20 protein-coding genes are annotated in these 18,423 nt (G+C 68.8%); 14 read left to right on the forward strand and 6 right to left on the reverse strand.

Translation table 11 applies throughout. The annotated features are described in order from the left end of the window. The first annotated feature begins 52 nt into the window (after positions 1-52). From ABD970_RS03420 to ABD970_RS03450, 7 genes are all read left to right on the forward strand, one after another. On the forward strand, positions 53-1,447 hold the full coding sequence (locus ABD970_RS03420) for a diguanylate cyclase domain-containing protein (protein ID WP_345294089.1): 1,395 nt from the start codon (positions 53-55) through the stop codon (positions 1,445-1,447). Beyond that, complete coding sequence (locus tag ABD970_RS03425; RefSeq protein WP_345294090.1) at positions 1,444-2,196, forward strand: pseudouridine synthase; 753 nt, start codon at positions 1,444-1,446, stop codon at positions 2,194-2,196. The genes ABD970_RS03420 and ABD970_RS03425 overlap by 4 nt, the downstream gene beginning before the upstream one ends. Before the next feature lie 193 nt (positions 2,197-2,389). Beyond that, positions 2,390-2,809, forward strand: a complete 420-nt coding sequence (gene arfB / locus ABD970_RS03430; protein ID WP_345294091.1) for an alternative ribosome rescue aminoacyl-tRNA hydrolase ArfB — start codon at positions 2,390-2,392, stop codon at positions 2,807-2,809. Between the two features lie 24 nt (positions 2,810-2,833). Further along, positions 2,834-3,439 (forward strand): lysophospholipid acyltransferase family protein, encoded by a 606-nt coding sequence (locus ABD970_RS03435; protein WP_345294092.1) that lies wholly within the window; start codon positions 2,834-2,836, stop codon positions 3,437-3,439. Between the two features lie 114 nt (positions 3,440-3,553). After that, positions 3,554-4,582: an NAD-dependent epimerase/dehydratase family protein gene (locus ABD970_RS03440; protein WP_345294093.1), complete on the forward strand. Its 1,029-nt coding sequence runs from the start codon at positions 3,554-3,556 to the stop codon at positions 4,580-4,582. Next, on the forward strand, positions 4,536-5,927 hold the full coding sequence (locus ABD970_RS03445; protein WP_345294094.1) for a glycosyltransferase: 1,392 nt from the start codon (positions 4,536-4,538) through the stop codon (positions 5,925-5,927). Before ABD970_RS03440 ends, ABD970_RS03445 begins: the two co-directional genes overlap by 47 nt. After that, entirely contained in the window at positions 5,915-7,375 is a 1,461-nt protein-coding gene (locus ABD970_RS03450; RefSeq protein WP_345294095.1) for a tetratricopeptide repeat protein, read from the forward strand. Before ABD970_RS03445 ends, ABD970_RS03450 begins: the two co-directional genes overlap by 13 nt. A 36-nt stretch (positions 7,376-7,411) precedes the next feature. Here ABD970_RS03450 and ABD970_RS03455 read toward each other — a convergent pair whose 3' ends face one another. From ABD970_RS03455 to ABD970_RS03465, 3 genes are read right to left on the reverse strand one after another with little or no spacing between them, the layout of a single operon-like run. Then, positions 7,412-7,615: a hypothetical protein gene (locus ABD970_RS03455; protein ID WP_345294096.1), complete on the reverse strand. Its 204-nt coding sequence runs from the start codon at positions 7,613-7,615 to the stop codon at positions 7,412-7,414. A gap of 19 nt (positions 7,616-7,634) precedes the next feature. Then, on the reverse strand, positions 7,635-8,357 hold the full coding sequence (locus ABD970_RS03460) for a hypothetical protein (RefSeq protein WP_345294097.1): 723 nt from the start codon (positions 8,355-8,357) through the stop codon (positions 7,635-7,637). Between the two features lie 29 nt (positions 8,358-8,386). Beyond that, positions 8,387-9,355, reverse strand: a complete 969-nt coding sequence (locus tag ABD970_RS03465; RefSeq protein ID WP_345294098.1) for a LysR family transcriptional regulator — start codon at positions 9,353-9,355, stop codon at positions 8,387-8,389. Between the two features lie 109 nt (positions 9,356-9,464). Between ABD970_RS03465 and aceB the strand changes: the two genes are divergently transcribed. The 6 genes from aceB to ABD970_RS03495 all read left to right on the forward strand — a co-directional run bounded on the left by aceB (position 9,465) and on the right by ABD970_RS03495 (position 15,202). Then, positions 9,465-11,123, forward strand: a complete 1,659-nt coding sequence (gene aceB, locus ABD970_RS03470) for a malate synthase A (protein ID WP_345294099.1) — start codon at positions 9,465-9,467, stop codon at positions 11,121-11,123. A 92-nt stretch (positions 11,124-11,215) separates the two neighbouring features. Continuing rightward, complete coding sequence (gene aceA / locus ABD970_RS03475) at positions 11,216-12,511, forward strand: isocitrate lyase (protein WP_345294100.1); 1,296 nt, start codon at positions 11,216-11,218, stop codon at positions 12,509-12,511. A 110-nt stretch (positions 12,512-12,621) separates the two neighbouring features. Then, on the forward strand, positions 12,622-13,119 hold the full coding sequence (locus tag ABD970_RS03480) for a hypothetical protein (protein WP_345294101.1): 498 nt from the start codon (positions 12,622-12,624) through the stop codon (positions 13,117-13,119). A 99-nt stretch (positions 13,120-13,218) separates the two neighbouring features. Continuing rightward, on the forward strand, positions 13,219-13,692 hold the full coding sequence (locus tag ABD970_RS03485; RefSeq protein WP_345294102.1) for a hypothetical protein: 474 nt from the start codon (positions 13,219-13,221) through the stop codon (positions 13,690-13,692). Positions 13,693-13,932: 240 nt separating this feature from the next. Further along, positions 13,933-14,406, forward strand: a complete 474-nt coding sequence (locus tag ABD970_RS03490; protein WP_345294103.1) for a hypothetical protein — start codon at positions 13,933-13,935, stop codon at positions 14,404-14,406. 286 nt (positions 14,407-14,692) lie between these two features. Then, on the forward strand, positions 14,693-15,202 hold the full coding sequence (locus ABD970_RS03495) for a hypothetical protein (protein WP_345294104.1): 510 nt from the start codon (positions 14,693-14,695) through the stop codon (positions 15,200-15,202). 9 nt (positions 15,203-15,211) lie between these two features. On the opposite strand, the gene ABD970_RS03500 is transcribed toward ABD970_RS03495, so the two are convergent. Both ABD970_RS03500 and ubiK read right to left on the reverse strand, forming a co-directional pair. Then, complete coding sequence (locus tag ABD970_RS03500; protein ID WP_345294105.1) at positions 15,212-16,726, reverse strand: YifB family Mg chelatase-like AAA ATPase; 1,515 nt, start codon at positions 16,724-16,726, stop codon at positions 15,212-15,214. Positions 16,727-16,736: 10 nt separating this feature from the next. Continuing rightward, positions 16,737-17,024: a ubiquinone biosynthesis accessory factor UbiK gene (gene ubiK, locus ABD970_RS03505; protein WP_345294106.1), complete on the reverse strand. Its 288-nt coding sequence runs from the start codon at positions 17,022-17,024 to the stop codon at positions 16,737-16,739. 181 nt (positions 17,025-17,205) lie between these two features. On the opposite strand from ubiK, the gene ABD970_RS03510 reads away from it, so the two are divergent. Further along, the gene (locus tag ABD970_RS03510) at positions 17,206-17,544 is read left to right on the forward strand and encodes a P-II family nitrogen regulator (RefSeq protein ID WP_345294107.1); all 339 of its coding nucleotides are present in this window, start codon (positions 17,206-17,208) and stop codon (positions 17,542-17,544) included. Here the strand turns inward: ABD970_RS03510 and ABD970_RS03515 are convergent. Continuing rightward, entirely contained in the window at positions 17,541-18,356 is an 816-nt protein-coding gene (locus tag ABD970_RS03515; RefSeq protein ID WP_345294108.1) for a GGDEF domain-containing protein, read from the reverse strand. The two genes, ABD970_RS03510 and ABD970_RS03515, sit on opposite strands and share 4 nt — an antisense overlap. Positions 18,357-18,423 lie beyond the last annotated feature (67 nt).

The following is an 18,423-nucleotide window of genomic DNA, read 5'->3' on the forward strand; positions in this document are numbered from 1 at the left end:
TAACATGTCGGCGCCTGCACACCGGGCACGCCTCGCCATGAACGCCGCGCAGATGCCAGCCCGTACCCGCCTGGTGCCGATCCTCGTCGGAGGGTTGATCGCACTGGCCATGTCGGCACTCACGGGAATCCTCCTGTACTACGTCGACGCGAAGGCCGAGCTGGAGGCATCGAGCCGGGCCTACGCCGTGCTGGCGGAAGTCCGCGACCAGATCGACCGCCGGCTGGAAACCGCCCTGGCGGTGCCCGAGACGCTGGCCGCGGTGATCGCGGCCGAGGAGCGGATCGACGACAAGGCCTTCAATGCCATCGCCGCGCGGCTGATCCGCGCCAATCCATCCATTCGCAACGTGGCGCTTGCGCCGGGCGGCGTCATCTCCGCGATCCACCCGGTCCGCGGCAACGAAGCGGCGCTGGGCCTGCGCTACGCGGACGTGCCGGCGCAGAACGCCGCGGTCCTGCGCGCGATCCGGACGCGACGCACCGTGATCGCCGGACCGCTGGAGCTGGTGCAGGGCGGCACCGGGTTGTTGAGCCGGACGCCGGTGTTCCTGCGCGACAGCGAAGGCGAGGACACGCGCTATTGGGGCATCGTCGCCCTGGCAGTGGATACCGACCAGCTGTTCGAGGACATCCGCCAGATCGCCGATCGCACCGGCTTCTCGATCGGCGTCAGGCGCGCCCCCCGTGCCGGCAGCCCCGGGATGCCCGTGGCCGGCAGCCCGGAGGTGTTTTCAGGCCCCCCCGTCACCATGCTGTATTCGCTGCCCGGCGGCGACCGTTGGGAACTGGGCGCCATGCCGCAAGGCGGATGGCAGTCCGTGGAGGGGATCCCGGGCATCCTGCGCGCGTTGCTGTACCTGCTGCCGCTGGTGCTTGGCTGGATCGCCTACCGGGTGGTGGCCAGCCGCTACCGGAACCAGGAGCTGGCGCGCCGCGATCCGCTTACCGGCCTCGCCAACCGGAAGTCCTTCGACTACCAGTTGCGCGGCCTGCTGCAAGGCAAGCCTCGAAGCTGCGCGCTGGTGCTGATCGACCTGGACGGTTTCAAGCCGGTCAACGACACGCACGGACACTCCGCCGGCGACACGGCGCTGCGGGAAGTGGCCGAACGACTGCGCAACCTGATCCGTGGCACCGATGTCGTGTACCGGCTGGGCGGCGACGAATTCGCGATCCTGTTGCAGGACGTCAAGTCCGACCAGCACATGGTCAACCTCGCCAAGCGGGCGATCGCGCGGATCAAGCAACCGATCGCGCTGGACGGCGGCCGAGAAACGACCGTCGGCGCCAGCGCCGGTGTCGCGGTGTTCCCCCTTGGCGGCCACCCCGAGCGCGCTTCGGATGTATTCGACCGGGCCGATCGCGCGCTTTACAGGAGCAAGGCGCAAGGCGGGAATCGCGCGGTGGCGGAGCCTGCGGTCGGATCGACACCCGGCCTGCCATGAACGGCACCGCCGGACCCGTTGCCCTGGAACGCTTGCCCGTGTGCCACGAGGACCCCGACTTCGCGGTCGTGGCGAAGCCCGCCGGCCTGATGGTGCACGACAGCGCGCTGGCGCGTGGCGAGACCGATTTCGCGGCCGACCGGCTGCGCACGCAGTTCGGTCGGCCGGTCTTCCTGGTCCACCGGCTGGATCGTGCGACCAGTGGCTGCCTGCTGCTCGCCTTCAACCGCGAAACCGCCTCCGCACTCGGCAAGACCTTGATGGCCGGCGGAGTCGACAAGCGATACCTCGCCGTGTGCCGGGGGTGGCCTGCCGACGATCGTTTCAGCATCGACCATCCCCTCGACGGCGGCCCCGGGAAACCGGAACGAAAGCCGGCATTGACGCACTTCGAGTGCCTCGCGCGGACCGAGCTGGCGGTGCCGTCGGCGCAGTTCCCGAGTTCGCGCTACGCGCTGCTGCGGGCGAGTCCCGCGACCGGACGGTTCCGCCAGATCCGCCGCCACCTCAAGCACGCCTCGCACCACCTGGTCGGCGACACCAGCCACGGCGATGGTCGCCACAACCGCACCTTCCGCGCGCTGGGCATCCATCGCATGCTGCTGCATGCCGAACGCCTGCGCTTCCCGCATCCGCATGGCGGCGAGCCGGTCGATGCAGTCGCGCCGATGGACGGGGGTTTCGCACGTGCGATGGCGCTGTTCCGCGCGTCGTCGACGGCGAACACCGCCGACGCGCTACCCGGTTGACAACGCGCTGACGGTCGGCGGGCCATCGCCGCAATTCCCGCCGCGCGGTCCTGCACGCTGCTGATGCGGAGCGGGGCGCGCTAACGACAGTTGGCATGGGCGGGCACGCTCGACACCGGCCCGGAGCCGGCACCGCAATCCGCGTGGCGTGCGCGCGAAATCCGGGCGACAGGCACTCCCCTACAATCAGGGCATGCTCCGGATCGCGGACAACTGCAGCATTCCCGACGACGAACTGGTCGAGCGCTTCGTGCGTGCGTCCGGCCCGGGCGGGCAGAACGTCAACAAGGTGGCGACCGCCGTGGAGTTGCGCTTCGACGTCGCCGGCTCGCCGTCGCTGGACGAGGCCGTGCGCAGTCGCCTGCTCGCTCGGCGCGATCGCAGGCTGACCGACGAGGGGGTCTTCGTGGTCAATGCGCAGCGCTTCCGCACCCAGGAACGCAACCGGGAGGACGCACGGGAGCGCCTGGCGGCCTTCATCGCGGCCGGGTTGCGCGTGCCCAAGCGCAGGATCGCCACGCGCCCCGGGCGCGCCGCCAAGCAGCGACGCCTCGACGAGAAGCGCGTGCGTAGTACGATCAAGCGCGGCCGCGGCCGCCCCGAATGGGATTGACGAGGGCGAGGCCGGCGCGCGCGCATGAGCGAACGACACGATGATCCCGTGCTACCCCTCCCGCCCCGGGCGCCACGGGTGCGGCGCAATCGCCTGGTGCGCTGGCTCGGCCGTACCGTGTTGCGACTCGGGGGCTGGCGCATGGTCGGTGCATTCCCGGATGTCCCGAGGCTGGTGCTGATCGGCGCCCCGCATTCGTCCAACTGGGACGGCATCTGGGGATTCGCCGCGAAGATGGCGCTGGGCCTGGACATCAAGATCCTCGGCAAGCGCGAGTTGTTCTGGTGGCCGCTCGGGGCGTTGCTGCGGCGGCTGGGCGTCATCGAGGTGGACCGCGGCGTATCCAGCGGCGTCGTGGGCCAGATTGCGGCGCTCATGGTCGCAAGTGACAAATTTTGGCTGGGATTGGCCCCCGAGGGCACCCGGAAGCCGGTTGCCCGCTGGAAGCCGGGCTTCTGGCGGATCGCGCGGGAAGCCAACGTTCCCATCCTGCCGGTGTACTTCCATTACCCGGAGCGGACCATCGGCGTTGGGGACCTGTTCTGGCCCGGCGAGAGCCTGGACGCCGATCTGGCCAGGCTCAGGGCGTGGTACCAGCCCTGGCAGGGGAAGCATCACGGCGCGACCTGATGGCGGCCATGCCGACCTGCCGCGCGTCGTTGACGCTCATGGCACAGGATTTGCGTGCGAATCATGACCTGCGTCACAGTAGCGCGGCAATCAGCGAACAAGGGTACCGAACGGATGCATATTCTGATCACGGGGGGCGCGGGTTTCATCGGCTCGCACTTGGTCGACCTGCACATGGCGCGGGGCGACCAGGTGCATGTGGTCGACGATCTTTCCACGGGCGTGCGCGCCAACCTCGCCGCGCACGAGGACCAGCCGAACTTCCGCTTCGACGAGGCGGACGTCCTGACCTGGGACCAGCTCGACCGAGTGGTCGGCTGGGCCGACCGCATCTACCACCTGGCCGCCGTGGTGGGCGTGTACCGCGTCATCGCCGAGCCGACCAAGGTGCTGGCAACGAACATCGCGGGTTGCGAGCGCCTGTTGCGCGCGGCGCGCGACGGCGGCTGGAAGCCGCAGGTGGTGCTGGCCTCGAGTTCGGAAGTCTACGGGCACAACGACGAGCACATCCTCCACGAGGACCAGGAGCTGACGGTGAGCACGCGCGCGGGCACGCGCTGGGGCTATTCGGTGAGCAAGATCGCCGACGAGGCGCTGGGCCTGTCGTACTCGCAGCGCTTCGGCATACCGGCGGTGATCTCGCGCTTCTTCAATACCGTCGGACCCCGGCAGATCGGCCGCTACGGCATGGTCGTGCCGCGGTTCGTCGCCCAGGCGGTGCGCAACGAACCGATCACGGTCTTCGGAGGCGGCGCGCAGACGCGTTCGTTCTGCGACGTACGCGACACGGTGGTCGCGCTCGATGCCATGGCGACCAGCTCGGGACGCGAAACGCACATCGTTAACGTCGGCAACGATCGCGAGATCAGCATCCGCGACCTGGCGGACCTGGTGATCCAGCGCGCCGGCAGCAGCTCCACGATCAAGGACGTCGCGCTGCGCGAGGCATACGGGGAGGACTTCGAGGACATCCGGCGCCGCCGCCCGGACTTGTCAAAGCTGCGCGGGATGACCGGCTTCGAGCATCGTTTTACGTTGGAACAGACGATCGACGACCTGATCGACGTCGAACGCAGGAAACTCGAAGGGGGAAACGATGGCCACTGCACCTTGGTTCGTAATCAGTCCGAACGCGCTGCTTAGCGCAATCGGCCTGCTGCGCGGGCCAGACAAGACCGTACCCACGCCCGCCGAGGACTGGCGGACCGCGGTCGTGGACGTGGTGATCCCTGCCTACAAGGAAGAGGACAACATCATCCATTGCCTCGCCTCGCTGGCGCGGCAGACCTTGCGCCCGCGCCACGTGATCCTGGTCGAGGACGGCGCCAAGGACCAGACCGTCCCGCGCGCACGCGAGTACGCCGCTGCCGTGGGCATGGACCTGACGGTGATCGAACGCGCCAGTTCCATCGGCAAGACGCCGACCATCAAGCGCCAGGCGCGGGAGTTCGACTCCGACGTCGAGTTCATCCTCGACGGCGACACGTTCCTGGAGTCGCCGGACTACCTGGCGCGTTGCGTCGAGGAGCTCTACCAGGGCGTCGGCATCGCCAGCGCCTGCGGCACCATCCTGCCGATGACCCCCAAAAGCAGGCACGCGCTGTGCGAAACCGAGGAATTCCAGCGCTGGCACGGCGCCGAAACCTACGACGATCCGCACAAGCGGCGCGGCATGCTGCATTCGGTGTGGTGGTGGATCACCAATACCTATCGGGAATGCCTGTACCTGTTCCTGCAGCGATTCGTCTACAAGGGGCAGATGGTGTTTTTCGGCAGCATCACCAACCCGGTGGGTTGCGCGGTGGCTTACCGCCGGCGCTACATCGCCGACCTGTTCGACCGCTACGAACCCCTGTTCGGCGACGACCTGACCAACTCCGAGGACATCTTCATCGGATTCGCCCTCAACAACGAGGGTTACCGGAACATCCAGCTGCAGGACGTGATGGCGCGCTCCGAGGAACCCGAGGTGCAGCGGCTGCCGCGCCAGGTCTACCTGTGGTCGTCCTCCTTCCTGCAGAGTTGCTACTACTTCGACGCGCTGCTGAGGACGCCGTTCCGCACCGTGCGCAGGTGGCGCAAGCGCCGCCGGGACGAAGCCAGCGGCGAGGCCGAGCGCGTCGAGGAGATGCGCAAGATCAAGGAGCAATACAGGCAGCCCTTCGGCGACAAGCACACCAGGGAGTACGGGCGGCCGATCGGCTGGTCGATGTTCCTGTCCGCGGTCGAGAAGATCGGTTTCCCGACGGCGCTGATCATCATGCTGATCCTGCAGCTGTGGGAGCCGCTGGCAGTGACCCTGATCGCCGAGCTGGTGATCTCGCTCCTGGTGCTCTTCATCGTGTCGAAGGGCGCGCGGATCACCACGGTCCTCAAGGGGATCCTGGTGACACCGCTCCGCTATTTCCTGATGGTGGCGGATGTATTCACGATCGGGCGCTTCGCGACCGACCTCTGGCTGACGGGGAACCGCAAATGGCGCAAGTGACGACATTGCGAGAAAGGCGGTGGCTGGCGCTGGCCGTCGCCGCGGCGCTCGCCGGCGGGATGCCGCTGTTCACCACCCATGCCCAGGACATGGGGCTGGATCGCCAGGCGCGCGAGGCGGCGTGGTCGGGTCGGGTGTCGGAGGGTCTGGCGCTGATCGACCGGCACCTGGCGACCCATCCCGATGATCGCGAGGCCCGGATGGATCGCGCGCGCTTCCTTGCCTGGAGCGGCGACTACGACCAGGCGATCCGTGCGCTGGATGCATTGGGCGGCGACGACGACGCGATGCGGACCTTGCGTGCGCGCATCTACGCCTGGGCCGGCTGGCGCGACACCGCGCTGGCGATCAACACGCCGGTCTACGAAGCGGACCCGACCGACTACGATGCGGCCTTTACGCAGGCTCTGGCGGCCCGCCACGGCGAATGGCCGCAGGAGTCGCTAAAGGCCTTGGCCAACGTCCTCGCCGCCAAGCCCGAGGGCAAGGACACCGAGGACCTCGTCCGTGCCGTGCGCCTGCCGCTGTTCTCCAGCGTCGGCGTGCCGGTGTCGGTGTACGACGATTCCGACGACATCCGCATCCGCAGCGTCGGCGTCGATGCCAACCTCCGTCTCAGCGACCAGTGGCGCCTGCTCGGATACGCGGTGGAACGCGAGCATTCGGCGCCGGCGACCGGCCCGTTCGCGCCGGTCACCGGGGGCGACAGCGTCGACGAGACGCGCATCGGCATCGGTGCCCGTTACGCGGTGTCCCCGCATGCCGCCCTGGAGTTCTCCGTCGGGCGTTCGTCGCTGGATCCGGGCGACTCGGACACGATCGGACATGCCGCATGGACGCAGCGCACGAGCGACCAGTTCCAGTACACCTTGCGCGCCGAGCGCGACCGGATGAACGCATCGCCGCGCGCCGTGTCGCTGGGAGTGATGCGCAATCGCGGCATGCTGTCCACGGAATGGCGCCCGACGCTCGACAACCTGCTGCGCACGAGCGTCGCCCTCGACGACCTCAACGACGGCAACCGGCGCATCGGCGCGACGGCCGACTACCGGCATGCCGTGCACCGCAGCGAGCGGATCAACGTCGACGTCGGTGGGCAGGTGGAGTGGTTCGCCTACTCGGAGGACCCGGGGAACGGTTACTACAGCCCCGACCATTACACGCGCGTCGCGCCCCTGGTCTCCACCTACATCAAGTTCAACGACGACGTCGGGCTCTACCTGCAGGGCGCGGTCGGCCTGCAACGCGACGAGACGTTCGACGGCTGGAAGCGTGCGGTCGACGTCGGCGGCGAACTGACCGTGGGCATCTTCACCCACTGGCAGCTGGCCGCGCGCGCCGGCTATAGCGAACGCCTGAACGAGTTCGGCGCGTACGAGGGCACCAGCGTCGGGCTGGAGTTGCGCTACCGCTTCTGCGAGTTCCGCGCCGACCGTTGCCCGCCCTGATCCGGGATGCGGCGCCGGCGCCCCGGGGCCGGCCGCCTACAGGTTCCGCCGGACCCAGGCCGACAGCGACGCGTACCGGTCGCTGAGCCACGCGGCGACCTGCTGGACCTCCGCGTCGAATCGACCGCTCCAGGCGAGCCAGACCAGCCCGGCGAAGACCGCGAACACCAGCAAGACGAGCAAACGCTGTCCCGCGCCCGCGAATCGCGCGTGGCCCCCGGTCGGATTCTCGTTCTTCATCGGCGATGGCTCCCGCTCGTCAAAGGCCGGCATGGCGCTCGCGGCCGCGCGCGAGGAAGGCGCGGCCCGCGCTGTGGCCAGGCAGTATGCGGCCCGGCACGCAGCCCGCACCAGCCTCCGCCGTTTGCCTCGGCCGGCGCGCGTGGTAACGGCCGCTGTCCTGGTAGGCGACCCACCAACCGTCGCCCGCTGGCACGAACGCGAACGCGTCCTCCGCCGGTGACATTGGACGTCGCGTTCCGGTCCTGACCAGCGCCTGCCCCGTCCCCTTGCCGCCGCCATGGGGCCGGCCCAGCCATAGCCATGCCTGTCCCCGGCAGGGTTCGCGCACCGTATCGACGAGGAACCATCCGGCCCGGCGGCGGGTGTCGTCGTAACCACCCTCGGCCAGCGCGTGCAGCGACGGCTGGCTGAGTTCGGTGCGGATCGCCCAACCCGGCGCGGTTTCCGTGGCGAGGCTGGCGGCGAATGCCAGCGCCGCCACGACCAGGGGCACCGCGTCCCTGCGCGCGCCGGCCCGGGGGCGCAACAGGACCCGTGCCACTTCCGCCAGCCACCACGCCAGCAGCGCGAAACCCAGGTAGAACAGCGTGTCGTACAGCCACAGCCGTGGCGCGGGATCCGGCGCCCACGGCGTCAGCGAGGAGCGCGCCCAGAGCCAGGACACGATGGCAACCAGCATTGCCCAGGTGCGCCACTGGCGGCCGGGCAAGGCGCTGGTGCTGTCGGCGATCTTCTCCATCGGCGAGGATGATGACACCGCCGCGCCGGTCAGCGCTCGGAGTGTCCGCTGGCGTGGTACTCGCCGCGGGAGAACAGGTCCGGCTTGATGAGGTCGGTGAACGCCCGCGCCTGCGGCGAGAGGTACTTGCCCTTGCGCATCACCACCCCATAGCTGCGCGAGGGGAAGTAGTCGGCCAGCGATCGCGCGGCCAGCCGCGTGCGATCGGCCTCGGTCAGGCAGATCGACGTGACGATGCTGATGCCCAGCCCCATGGCCACGTACTGCTTGATCACCTCCCAGCCGCCGACTTCCAGCGCGACGGTGTAGGGCACGCGCGCCTGCTGGAACACGAGGTCGACCAGGCGATAGGTCGTCAGGCGCCTGGGGGGCAGGATCAGGCCGTGGGGCGACAGGTCCTCGAGCGAGACCGAGGCCTTGCGTGCGAGCGGGTGGTCGAGCGGGGTGATCAGCATTGGCGCGAACCCGTACACCGGCGCGTAGTCCAGGTCGGCGGGCACGTCGAGCATGGAACCCACGGCGAGGTCGACCTCGTCGGAGCGCAGCAGGTCGAGCCCGCCGGCACCGGTCACGTTGTGCAGGATCAGGCGGACCTCGGGCTGCGCGGCGCGAAACGCTTCGACGATCCGGGGCAGCAGGTACAGGATGGTGGAACTGCCCGCGGCCACGTGCAGTTCGCCCGCGTCCATGCCCTGCACCTGGGCGCGAAAACTGTCGGCGAGGCCGTCGATCCCCTCGACCAATGGCCGCGCCAGCTCGTACAGGGCCTCGCCCTCCCGGGTGGGGATGAGCCGCCGTCCGCTGCGCTCGAACAGCGCGACCCCCATCTCCCGCTCCAGAGCCTGCAATTGCAGGGTGACTGCCGGCTGGCTGAGGTAGAGGGCCTCGGCCGCACGCGTCACCGAGCCCAGCCGGGCGGTCTGGCAGAAGGCCCGCAGCGGCTTGAGGCGATCGCCCTTGTAGGCGAATCGGGGCGTGGAGCCTGCCTTCCGGGGCATTAGGCGCCTTGAATATAAGCAGAACTAATCAATTACATAGATAAAACTGTATTGTCAAATACAATACGCAGGTGGATGGTGAGGCCCCAGACCGAACCAGGAGCCGCCGATGTCCGCAGTCCTCGACCAGCCGCCGGTCCAGCCGCCGGTAAAGGACCTGCAGGCGGCGGAACCGCCTCTCGCGCAAGCGCCCCTGGCCGTGGAGGTCACGGCACCCGTCCAGGAGGGACAGGACGCATTGCTGTCCGGGCCGGCGAGCGCCTTCCTCGCGGCCCTGCATGCGCGGTTCGAGGCCCGCAGGCAGGCAGTGCTGGCCGCCCGCACGGCCCGCCAAGCGCGCTTCGACTCCGGCGACCTGCCCGACTTCCGCGAGGACACCCGTGCGATCCGCGAGGGCGATTGGCGCGTCGCGGACATCCCGGCCGCCTTGCGCGATCGGCGCGTGGAGATCACCGGCCCGGTCGACCCGAAGATGGTCATCAACGCGCTCAATTCCGGCGCGCAGTGCTACATGGCCGACTTTGAGGATTCCACCTCGCCGACCTGGGCCAACCTCGTCGCCGGCCAGCGTGCGCTGCGCGACGCCGTCGCCGGGACCCTCGCCTTCACCAGCGACACCGGCAAGGCATACGTCCTGAAACCCTTCCCCGAGCAGGCCGTGCTGATCGTCCGTCCGCGCGGCTGGCACCTGGACGAGAATCACGTGCTGGTCGGCGGCGAGCGGATGTCGGCGAGCCTGTTCGACCTGGGCCTGTTCGCCTTCCACAACGCGCGGACGCTGATGCAACGCGATCGCGGCCCCTACTTCTACCTGCCCAAGCTGCAGTCGATGGAGGAAGCCATCCTCTGGGAAGAGGTGCTGTCCTGGATCGAGGACGCGCTGGGCCTGCCGTGCGGTCAGGCGAAGGCAACCGTGCTGATCGAGACGTTGCCCGCGGCGTTCGAGATGGACGAGATCCTGCATGCGCTGCGCGGGCGCATCGCCGGCCTCAATTGCGGGCGCTGGGACTACATCTTTTCCTACATCAAGACGCTGCGGGCGCACCGGGAATATGTCCTGCCAGAACGCTCGCAGGTCGGCATGGCGCAACCGTTCCTCAAGGCGTATTCGGAGTCCCTCGTGCGCACCTGCCATCGGCGCGGCGCGCACGCGATGGGGGGCATGGCCGCACAGATCCCGATCGCGGGCGACGCCGACGCCAATGCCGCGGCGATGGCACGCGTGCGCGACGACAAGCTGCGCGAGGTCCGCGCCGGCCACGACGGGACCTGGGTGGCGCATCCGGCCCTCATCCCCCTGGCACGCGAGGTGTTCGACGCGCACATGCCGGGCAGCCACCAGCAGCATGTCGCCAGGGACGACGTCGAGGTCTCCCGCGACGACCTGCTGGCGCCGCCGCGTGGAACCGTGACGCACAAGGGCTTCAGCGGCAACGTCGAGGTGTGCGTGCGCTACCTCGCTGCCTGGCTGGACGGCAACGGCTGCGTACCGATCCACTGGCTGATGGAGGACGCGGCCACCGCCGAGATCGCGCGCGCCCAGTTGTGGCAGTGGCTGCACCACGGGGACGTCCAGCTCGACGACGGCACCACGATCGACGCCACCCTGTTGCAGGCGTCGCTGCTTGGCCTCTCGGCACGCCTGGCCGCCGAAGACGTCCCGGGCCGCGGCCGCATCGACGAGGCCATCGCGATGCTCGAAACCCTGGCCTGCGCCGGATCCCTCGCCGACTTCCTGACCCTGCCGGCCTACGAACGCCTCGACTGACCGTACGCACCCGTGGCCGCGATTCGCGTCTTTGCCCCGCCACGGATTTTCCGTCGCCCCGAAACCCGAAACCCACCGCCAAGGATCCCGCCATGAAGACCAGCCCCCTGCCCACTGCCGAACAGCTGCAGCTCGATTGGAACAACCACCCGCGCTGGTCCGGCATCACCCGCAACTACGGCGCCGATGAGGTCGTGCGCCTGCGCGGCACGATCCAGGTCGAGCATTCCCTGGCGCGCATCGGCGCCGAGAAGCTGTGGGCGTCGCTGCACCGGGAGGAATTCGTCAACGCCCTCGGCGCGCTGACCGGAAACCAGGCGATGCAGCAGGTCAAGGCCGGGCTGAAGGCGATCTACCTGTCGGGCTGGCAGGTGGCCGCCGATGCGAACCTGGCCGGCGAGATGTACCCCGACCAGTCGCTGTACCCCGCCAACTCCGTGCCGCAGGTGGTCAAGCGCATCAACAACACCCTGCTCCGCGCCGACCAGTTGCACCACGCCGAGGGCGACGACAGCATCGACTTCCTGCAGCCGATCGTGGCCGATGCCGAGGCCGGCTTCGGCGGCGTGCTCAACGCCTTCGAGCTGATGAAGGCGATGATCGAGGCCGGCGCGGCCGGCGTGCATTTCGAGGACCAGCTGGCCAGCGTCAAGAAGTGCGGGCACATGGGCGGCAAGGTGCTGGTGCCCACGCGCGAGGCCGTCGACAAGCTCAACGCGGCGCGGCTGGCGGCCGATGTCATGGGCGTGCCCACGCTCGTCGTCGCCCGCACCGATGCCGAGGCTGCCGACCTGCTGACCTCCGACATCGACGACAACGACAAGCCCTTCGTCACCGGCGAGCGCACTGCCGAGGGCTTCTTCAAGACACGCAAGGGACTCGACCAGGCGATCAGCCGCGGGCTGGCCTACGCGCCCTACGCAGACCTGGTGTGGTGCGAAACCGGCAAGCCGGACCTCGCCTTCGCGCGCAGGTTCGCAGAGGCCATCCATGCGAAGTACCCGGGCAAGCTGCTCGCCTACAACTGCTCGCCCAGCTTCAACTGGAAGGCCAACCTCGACGACGCCACCATCGCGAAGTTCCAGCGCGAACTGGCAGCGATGGGCTACAAGTTCCAGTTCATCACCCTGGCCGGTTTCCACGCGCTGAACTACGGCATGTTCCACCTCGCCCACGGTTACGCCCGCCGCCAGATGAGCGCCTTCGTCGAGCTGCAGGAGGCCGAGTTCGCCGCCGCCGAGCGCGGTTTCACCGCGGTCAAGCACCAACGCGAAGTCGGTACCGGCTATTTCGACGCGGTCACCCAGGCGATCCAGGGGGCGCATTCCTCGACGGTGGCGCTGAAGGGGTCGACGGAGGAGGAACAGTTCGCCGTGCAGGCTGCTTGAGCGAGATTGCATCCGTTCAAAAGGTCGGGACTCGGCCGGATTGACCTCTGCCCGGAGAAGGAGTAAACGCCTCTCCTCATAGGGGCCATGTCCGTCCGGGAGAGGAAAACATGAAGGTCCACGGGATTTTGATGTTGGTGTCGTTCATTGCCGCCTCGCTACCGGGCTCACTCCGCGCAGAGGGTCCGAATCCGATCGATCTTGCGGTCGTGCGGGAAAAGCAGGCGCTCGTTCGGGAGGACGTTGAAGCAGGTACAGGTGTTTTCGCGAAGCTCGACTCGGCGAGCATCTCCAGGCTGCTGCAGCACCAGGACCGGGTGGAGGCCATCATCGAAGGGGTAGACGATTTCGACGCACTCAGCGGCGCGAAGCAGGCTGAGCTAATCAACGAGCTGGAGGCGATCCAGGCCATTGCGAACCGGACCCCGGACGAGCGCGTGGTCTGCGAAAGGTACAAGCCCACGGGCAGCAAGCGGCCGATCACCACCTGCAGGACCGCCGCACAACGTGCTGCGGAACGCGAGGCAGGTCAAGGCGACATCAATCGTCCTGGGCTGACATGCGGCGAAATGGCGCAAGGCCATGGTGGATGCAGGATGGGCAACTAACCGGCGGTCATGGATGCTTCCGTGACGGGAGTGCTGGGGACGACCGGCTTCGCGGCGCCAGCCCGCGCCGCGGGTATGGAGGAAATGGGAGGGATAGAAATGAGGCAGGTACTTTTTTCCTTGATTGCGCTGTTCGCGTTGCTGGCGCCGGTCTCGTCCCTGGGGTCGGAGCAGAGCGACAAGCTCGCGGCGATCCTGGAGCAGCAGCGCCAGATCCAGACCGGACTGGCAGCCGGCGAGACCTACGGCCTGACGCCGCGCCAGCTGGGCGTGGTGCGCAAGGCGCAGGCGGAGGTCTTCCGCCTGGTCGAAGGCAAGATCTCGATGGACGAACTCGACATCGAACAGAAGGTGCGGCTCGAAAATGCCCTGGAGCGGATCAACACCCAGGTAAAGGGCGGCGACCTCGATCACGCGGCCAGTGGCGAGCAGGAAATCTGCAAGCGCGTGCGGCGGAGTGGTGCAACCCTCAAGACCACCGTCTGCGCGACCCGTGCCGAGTGGGACCGCGTGCGCCAGGATAGCCGCGACTCGCTCGAGAAACGCCGGGTCTGCGAAGACTGCAGCGGGTGAGGTTTGCGGTCATTCCGCGTGGGTCGGGATGGCGTGCAGGTCGCCGCCGGACAGGTGTGTCCCCCGGCGCGTAGCCGCGGCCTTGGGGCTTTCGCCACGCAGCGCGTGAAGAAGGCCCTGGGTCGCCGCATTCACGCAATCGCGTTCATGCTGGTGAACGCCTGGTCGGGTCGAAAGTCATATGGACAGGGGTCAACCCGTCGGGTAGGTTGCAGGGCTTGTCCGAAGAAGGTGCACACGATGCGCAAGTCCATCCTGGCGGCGGTCGCCGTCCTCATCATCCCCCTGGCGGCGATGGCCGGCCAGAAGTCGCTGGAAGTCAAAGCCGTCCTGGCCCAGCAGGAGCAGATCAAGGCCGACGTCCTCGCGGGACAGGGCCGCTACGCGTCCATTTCCGCGAAGGACCGCGAAACGCTCTTGCACCGGCAGCAGGAGCTGGTGCACTTGCTCGAAGGCAAGGAGTCGACCGACGAGTTGACCGAAGCGCAGCGCGTGGAGGCATTCAACACGCTGGAGTGGATCGAGGCGACGATCAACAACGAGCCCGACGAGCGGATGGTCTGCGTTCGCGAGAAGACCATCGGCAGCAATCGGATGACCCGTATTTGCCGTACGGAAAGCCAGTGGGCGGAAGCGCGCGAGCGTGCGCGCGAACAGCTCATGCGCGGTGGTGCCTGTACCGACCTGGGTGGCGCGGGCTGCACCGGCGGCTGATCGTCCGGTTCACGCGTCAACCTGGCCCGCGCAGGGCTGTCCAAGCAGCCGGCCGCTTCAAAGCGGCCGGCTGTTTTCATTTGAGCGGCATGACCGCGTCGCTCTTCCTCATTGGCCCAGGCCGGGACCTGGCCTATGTCGGCAGGCGGGGATTGCGTTGCCCGTGCTGCGTGAGTCCTGGCGCGCGCAGGGACCTCGACAGCGGTGAACGGGGGGCGCCCGCCTGCGTTTGCGCGGTTGGGGCGCCAGGAGTATTTTCCAAGGGACACTGACCCCGGAGAGGAACATGAAAAGGGTAATGGTCTCTTTGGTAATGCTCGGCATGGCCTCGGCTGCGATGGCGAGTTTCGGAACCTCGCAGGACGCCCGCCAGATCCTTCGCGAACAGCGCCAGATCCAGGAACAAGTCGAGGATCCGCTCGGGAAGTACTCGCGCTTCAGCCCCGAGGCGACGGCCAGGCTGAATGCGGTCCAGGCAAGGATATTCAACCTGCTCGGCGGCGCCAGCACGGTCGACCACCTGGACAAGAACCAGAAGGTCGCCTTGTTCAATGCGCTGCAGGAAGTGCAGGCCATCCTTGCCGACAACGAGGACGACAGGCTGGTCTGCACGCGCGGCCACAAGCTCGGGAGCACGATCAAGGAAACACGCTGCGCCACGGTCGCGCAGCGCCGGGAACTGCGCGACGGCGCCCGCTTGTACATGGAGAAGCCAGGGGCCTGCCAGCTGGGCGACGGAAGCGATTACTGCGGCGGTTCGGTGATCGAGCAGCCGGGAGGCCGCTGGACGCCCTGACCGGGGCCGCTAGGCGGCCACCGCTTCCTGGCGGCGATCGGCGCGGCGGTAGCCAAGCGCCTCGGTCAGGTGCGGCGTCCCGATATCGGCCTGTCCCTCTAGGTCGGCGATGGTCCGGGCCACGCGCAGGATCCGGTGCATGGCGCGGGCCGACAGTTGCAGGGCATCGATCGCGCGTTCCAGCAACGCCTGGTCGCGATGCTCCAGCCGGCAATGCGCCATCGTCGCGGCCTGGTCCAGTCCTGCATTGAGGCATCCTGCGCGCGCGAGTTGCTTCCCTCGGGCGTCGGCCACCCGCGTCCGCACGGTCGCGCTCGACTCACCCTCCGGCGCATCCGGGCGCAGGTCCGCCGGCGGCAGGCGGGGCACGTCCACGTGCAGGTCCAGGCGATCGAGCAGCGGACCCGACACCCGCCCGCGGTAGCGGCGAACCGCTTCCACGCCACACCGGCAGCGTCCGGAAGCATCGCCCGCCCAGCCGCAGGGACACGGATTCATCGCCGCCACGAGTTGGAAGCGCGCCGGGAATTCGCATTGACGGGCCGCGCGCGAGATGGTGACGACGCCCGATTCCAGCGGCTGGCGCAGGACTTCTAGCGCGCGCCGGTCCCACTCGGGCAGCTCATCGAGGAAAAGCACCCCGTGGTGCGACAGCGAGATCTCGCCAGGACGCGGCTGCGCGCCGCCGCCCGCCAGGGCCACCGCGCTGGCCGTGTGGTGCGGGGCACGGAACGGCCGCTCGCGCCAGCGGGCAGGATCCAGGCCGCGTCCGCTGATCGACGCGATGGCGGCGGTCTCCAGGGCTTCGTCCTCGCTGGCCTCCGGCAGCAGCCCCGGCAGCCGGGAAGCGAGCAGGGTCTTGCCGCAGCCGGGTGGGCCAACGAGGAGCAGGTGGTGTCCGCCGGCGGCGGCGATCTCCAGTGCGCGCCGGGCATGCGCCTGGCCACGAACGTCGCGTAGGTCGGGACCGGCGACGGCGGCCGACGGCGGCGGCACCGCGATCGGCAGCGCCTGGTCGCCGTGCAACAGGCCGCAGACTTCCAGCAGGGTGCGCGCGGTGCGGACCTCGACGTTCGAGGCCAGGGCGGCTTCCTCGCCATTGCCAACGGGGACGACCAGCTTGCGGCCCGCGGCGGCCGCGGCCAGGGCCGCAGGCAGGACGCCGTCCACGGCCCGGAGTTCGCCGGTCAGCCCCAGCTCCCCGAGGAACTCGTACCCTTCCAGCGCTTCCCGCGGGACCTGGCCACTGGCGGCGAGGATGCCGAGCGCGATCGGCAGGTCGAAGCGGCCGCCATCCTTGGGCAGGTCCGCCGGCGCCAGGTTGACGGTGATCACGCGCGCCGGGAATTCGTACTGCGCGCACTGGATGGCGGCGCGGACGCGGTCCTTGGATTCCCGGACGGCGGCCTCGGGCAGGCCGACGATGGACATGCGGGGCAAGCCCCCCGCGAGGTAGACCTCGACCTTGACCGCCGGCGCGCGAATCCCGGCGCGGGCGCGTCCATGCACCAATGCCAGGCCCATCGCGGCAGCGTCAGTAGGAGGATCCGGGTACGGATCCGGGCGCGTCGGGGGTCCCGGGCGAGCGGGCTTCGAGTTGCGCCATGAGTGCTTCCAGGGCGTCGAGCTTCTCGCGCGTGCGCAACAGCACCGCCCGCTGGACATCGAATTCCTCGCGGGTGACCAGGTCGAGCCGCGACAGGCCCGCCTGGAGCACCGACTTGAAGTTCTCCTGCATTTCCTCCCGACTGTCGCGCAGGTTCGGGGGCACCAGTCCGCTCAGGCGGCGGGCGAGGTCGTCGATGTGGTTGAGGTCGATCATGGCGGTGTCCTCCGTTGGTGCGCCCAGCATGATATCCACCGCGCGGCCCGGCCATCGGTGCGCGGCGCGCCGTGTCGTCGGGAAACTCCGAATGCCCGGTATCGCGCCGGCGTGCCCGCCGCGGCAGCTTGCGCCGACCGGGCCGCGCTATGCTGGCCGCAAAACGAGGGGAGACTTCGCGATGAAGATGGTCATGGCCATCATCAAGCCATTCAAGCTCGACGACGTGCGGGAGGCGCTTGCCGAGGCTGGGGTCGCCGGCATCACCGTCACCGAGGTCAAGGGCTTCGGACGCCAGAAAGGCCACACCGAGTTGTATCGGGGCGCCGAGTACGTGGTCGACTTCCTGCCGAAGATCAAGCTCGAGGTCGCGGTCACCGACGATCGCGCGGACGCGGTGGTGGAGGCCGTCATGCACGCCGCCGGCACCGGCAAGATCGGCGACGGCAAGCTCTTCGTCTGGGACCTGGAAAAGGTGGTGCGGATCAGGACCGGCGAACTGGACGGCGACGCGCTTTAAGACACCCCCCCGTCCTGGCAGGCGACGCGATTGCGCCCGGCCTCCTTGGCGCGATACAGGGCGGTGTCGGCGCGTTCGATGAGGTCGCCGAGGGAGTCGGGATCCTGGCTCTGGGCGACGCCGACGCTGATCGTGACCGGCATGCCCGGGCACAGGTCGTCGAAGGACCGCTGCTGGACCGCGGCGCGCAGGCCGTCGGCGATCAGCATGGCCGCCTTGGCGCGCGTACCGGGGCAGACCACCAGGAACTCTTCGCCGCCGATCCGTCCGATCAGGTCGCCCAGGCCGAGCGACGACTGGCAGACGTGCGCCACGCGCCGCAGCACCTGGTCGCCGACCGGATGGCCGAAGCGATCGTTGATCCGCTTGAAGTAGTCGATGTCCAGCATCAGGATCGACATCGGGACGTGATCGAGCAGGGCCTGCTGGATCGCCTTGCCCGCGCGCTCCTGGATGTGCAGGCGGCTCGACACCCGGGTGAGCAAGTCGGTTTCGACGAGCTCGCGGAGCTTGCCGGAGCGCCGGCGTTGCTGGTACGCCATCACGGACCAGCTGGCCAGCAGCAATCCCCCCAGGACGAAGGTCCCGACCTGCCAGTGGCGCAGGCGCTGCCCCGCGACGCGGTCCTGGCGTCCTGCGCCGGTGGCGACGCCGGCCTGCGCGGACTCGACGCGATGCGCGGGTCCCGCGTCGCGCGCGTGATCCCGCGGCGTTGGCGCCTGCACCCGGTCCACCTGCCGCGCAGGCAGGTCCGCGCACAAGGCCAGTGCCAGCATCCCCCCCAGCAGCACGCTGGCGGCAGTCGGTCTCATGTCCGGTGGCCGGCTCCTCGGCGTAGCATCCGTGCGGCCCAGCTTACTGCCCACCCGGGGAAGTGCG

The sequence above is a fragment of the Luteimonas vadosa genome, assembly GCF_039543545.1.
Lineage (GTDB): Bacteria > Pseudomonadota > Gammaproteobacteria > Xanthomonadales > Xanthomonadaceae > Luteimonas > Luteimonas vadosa.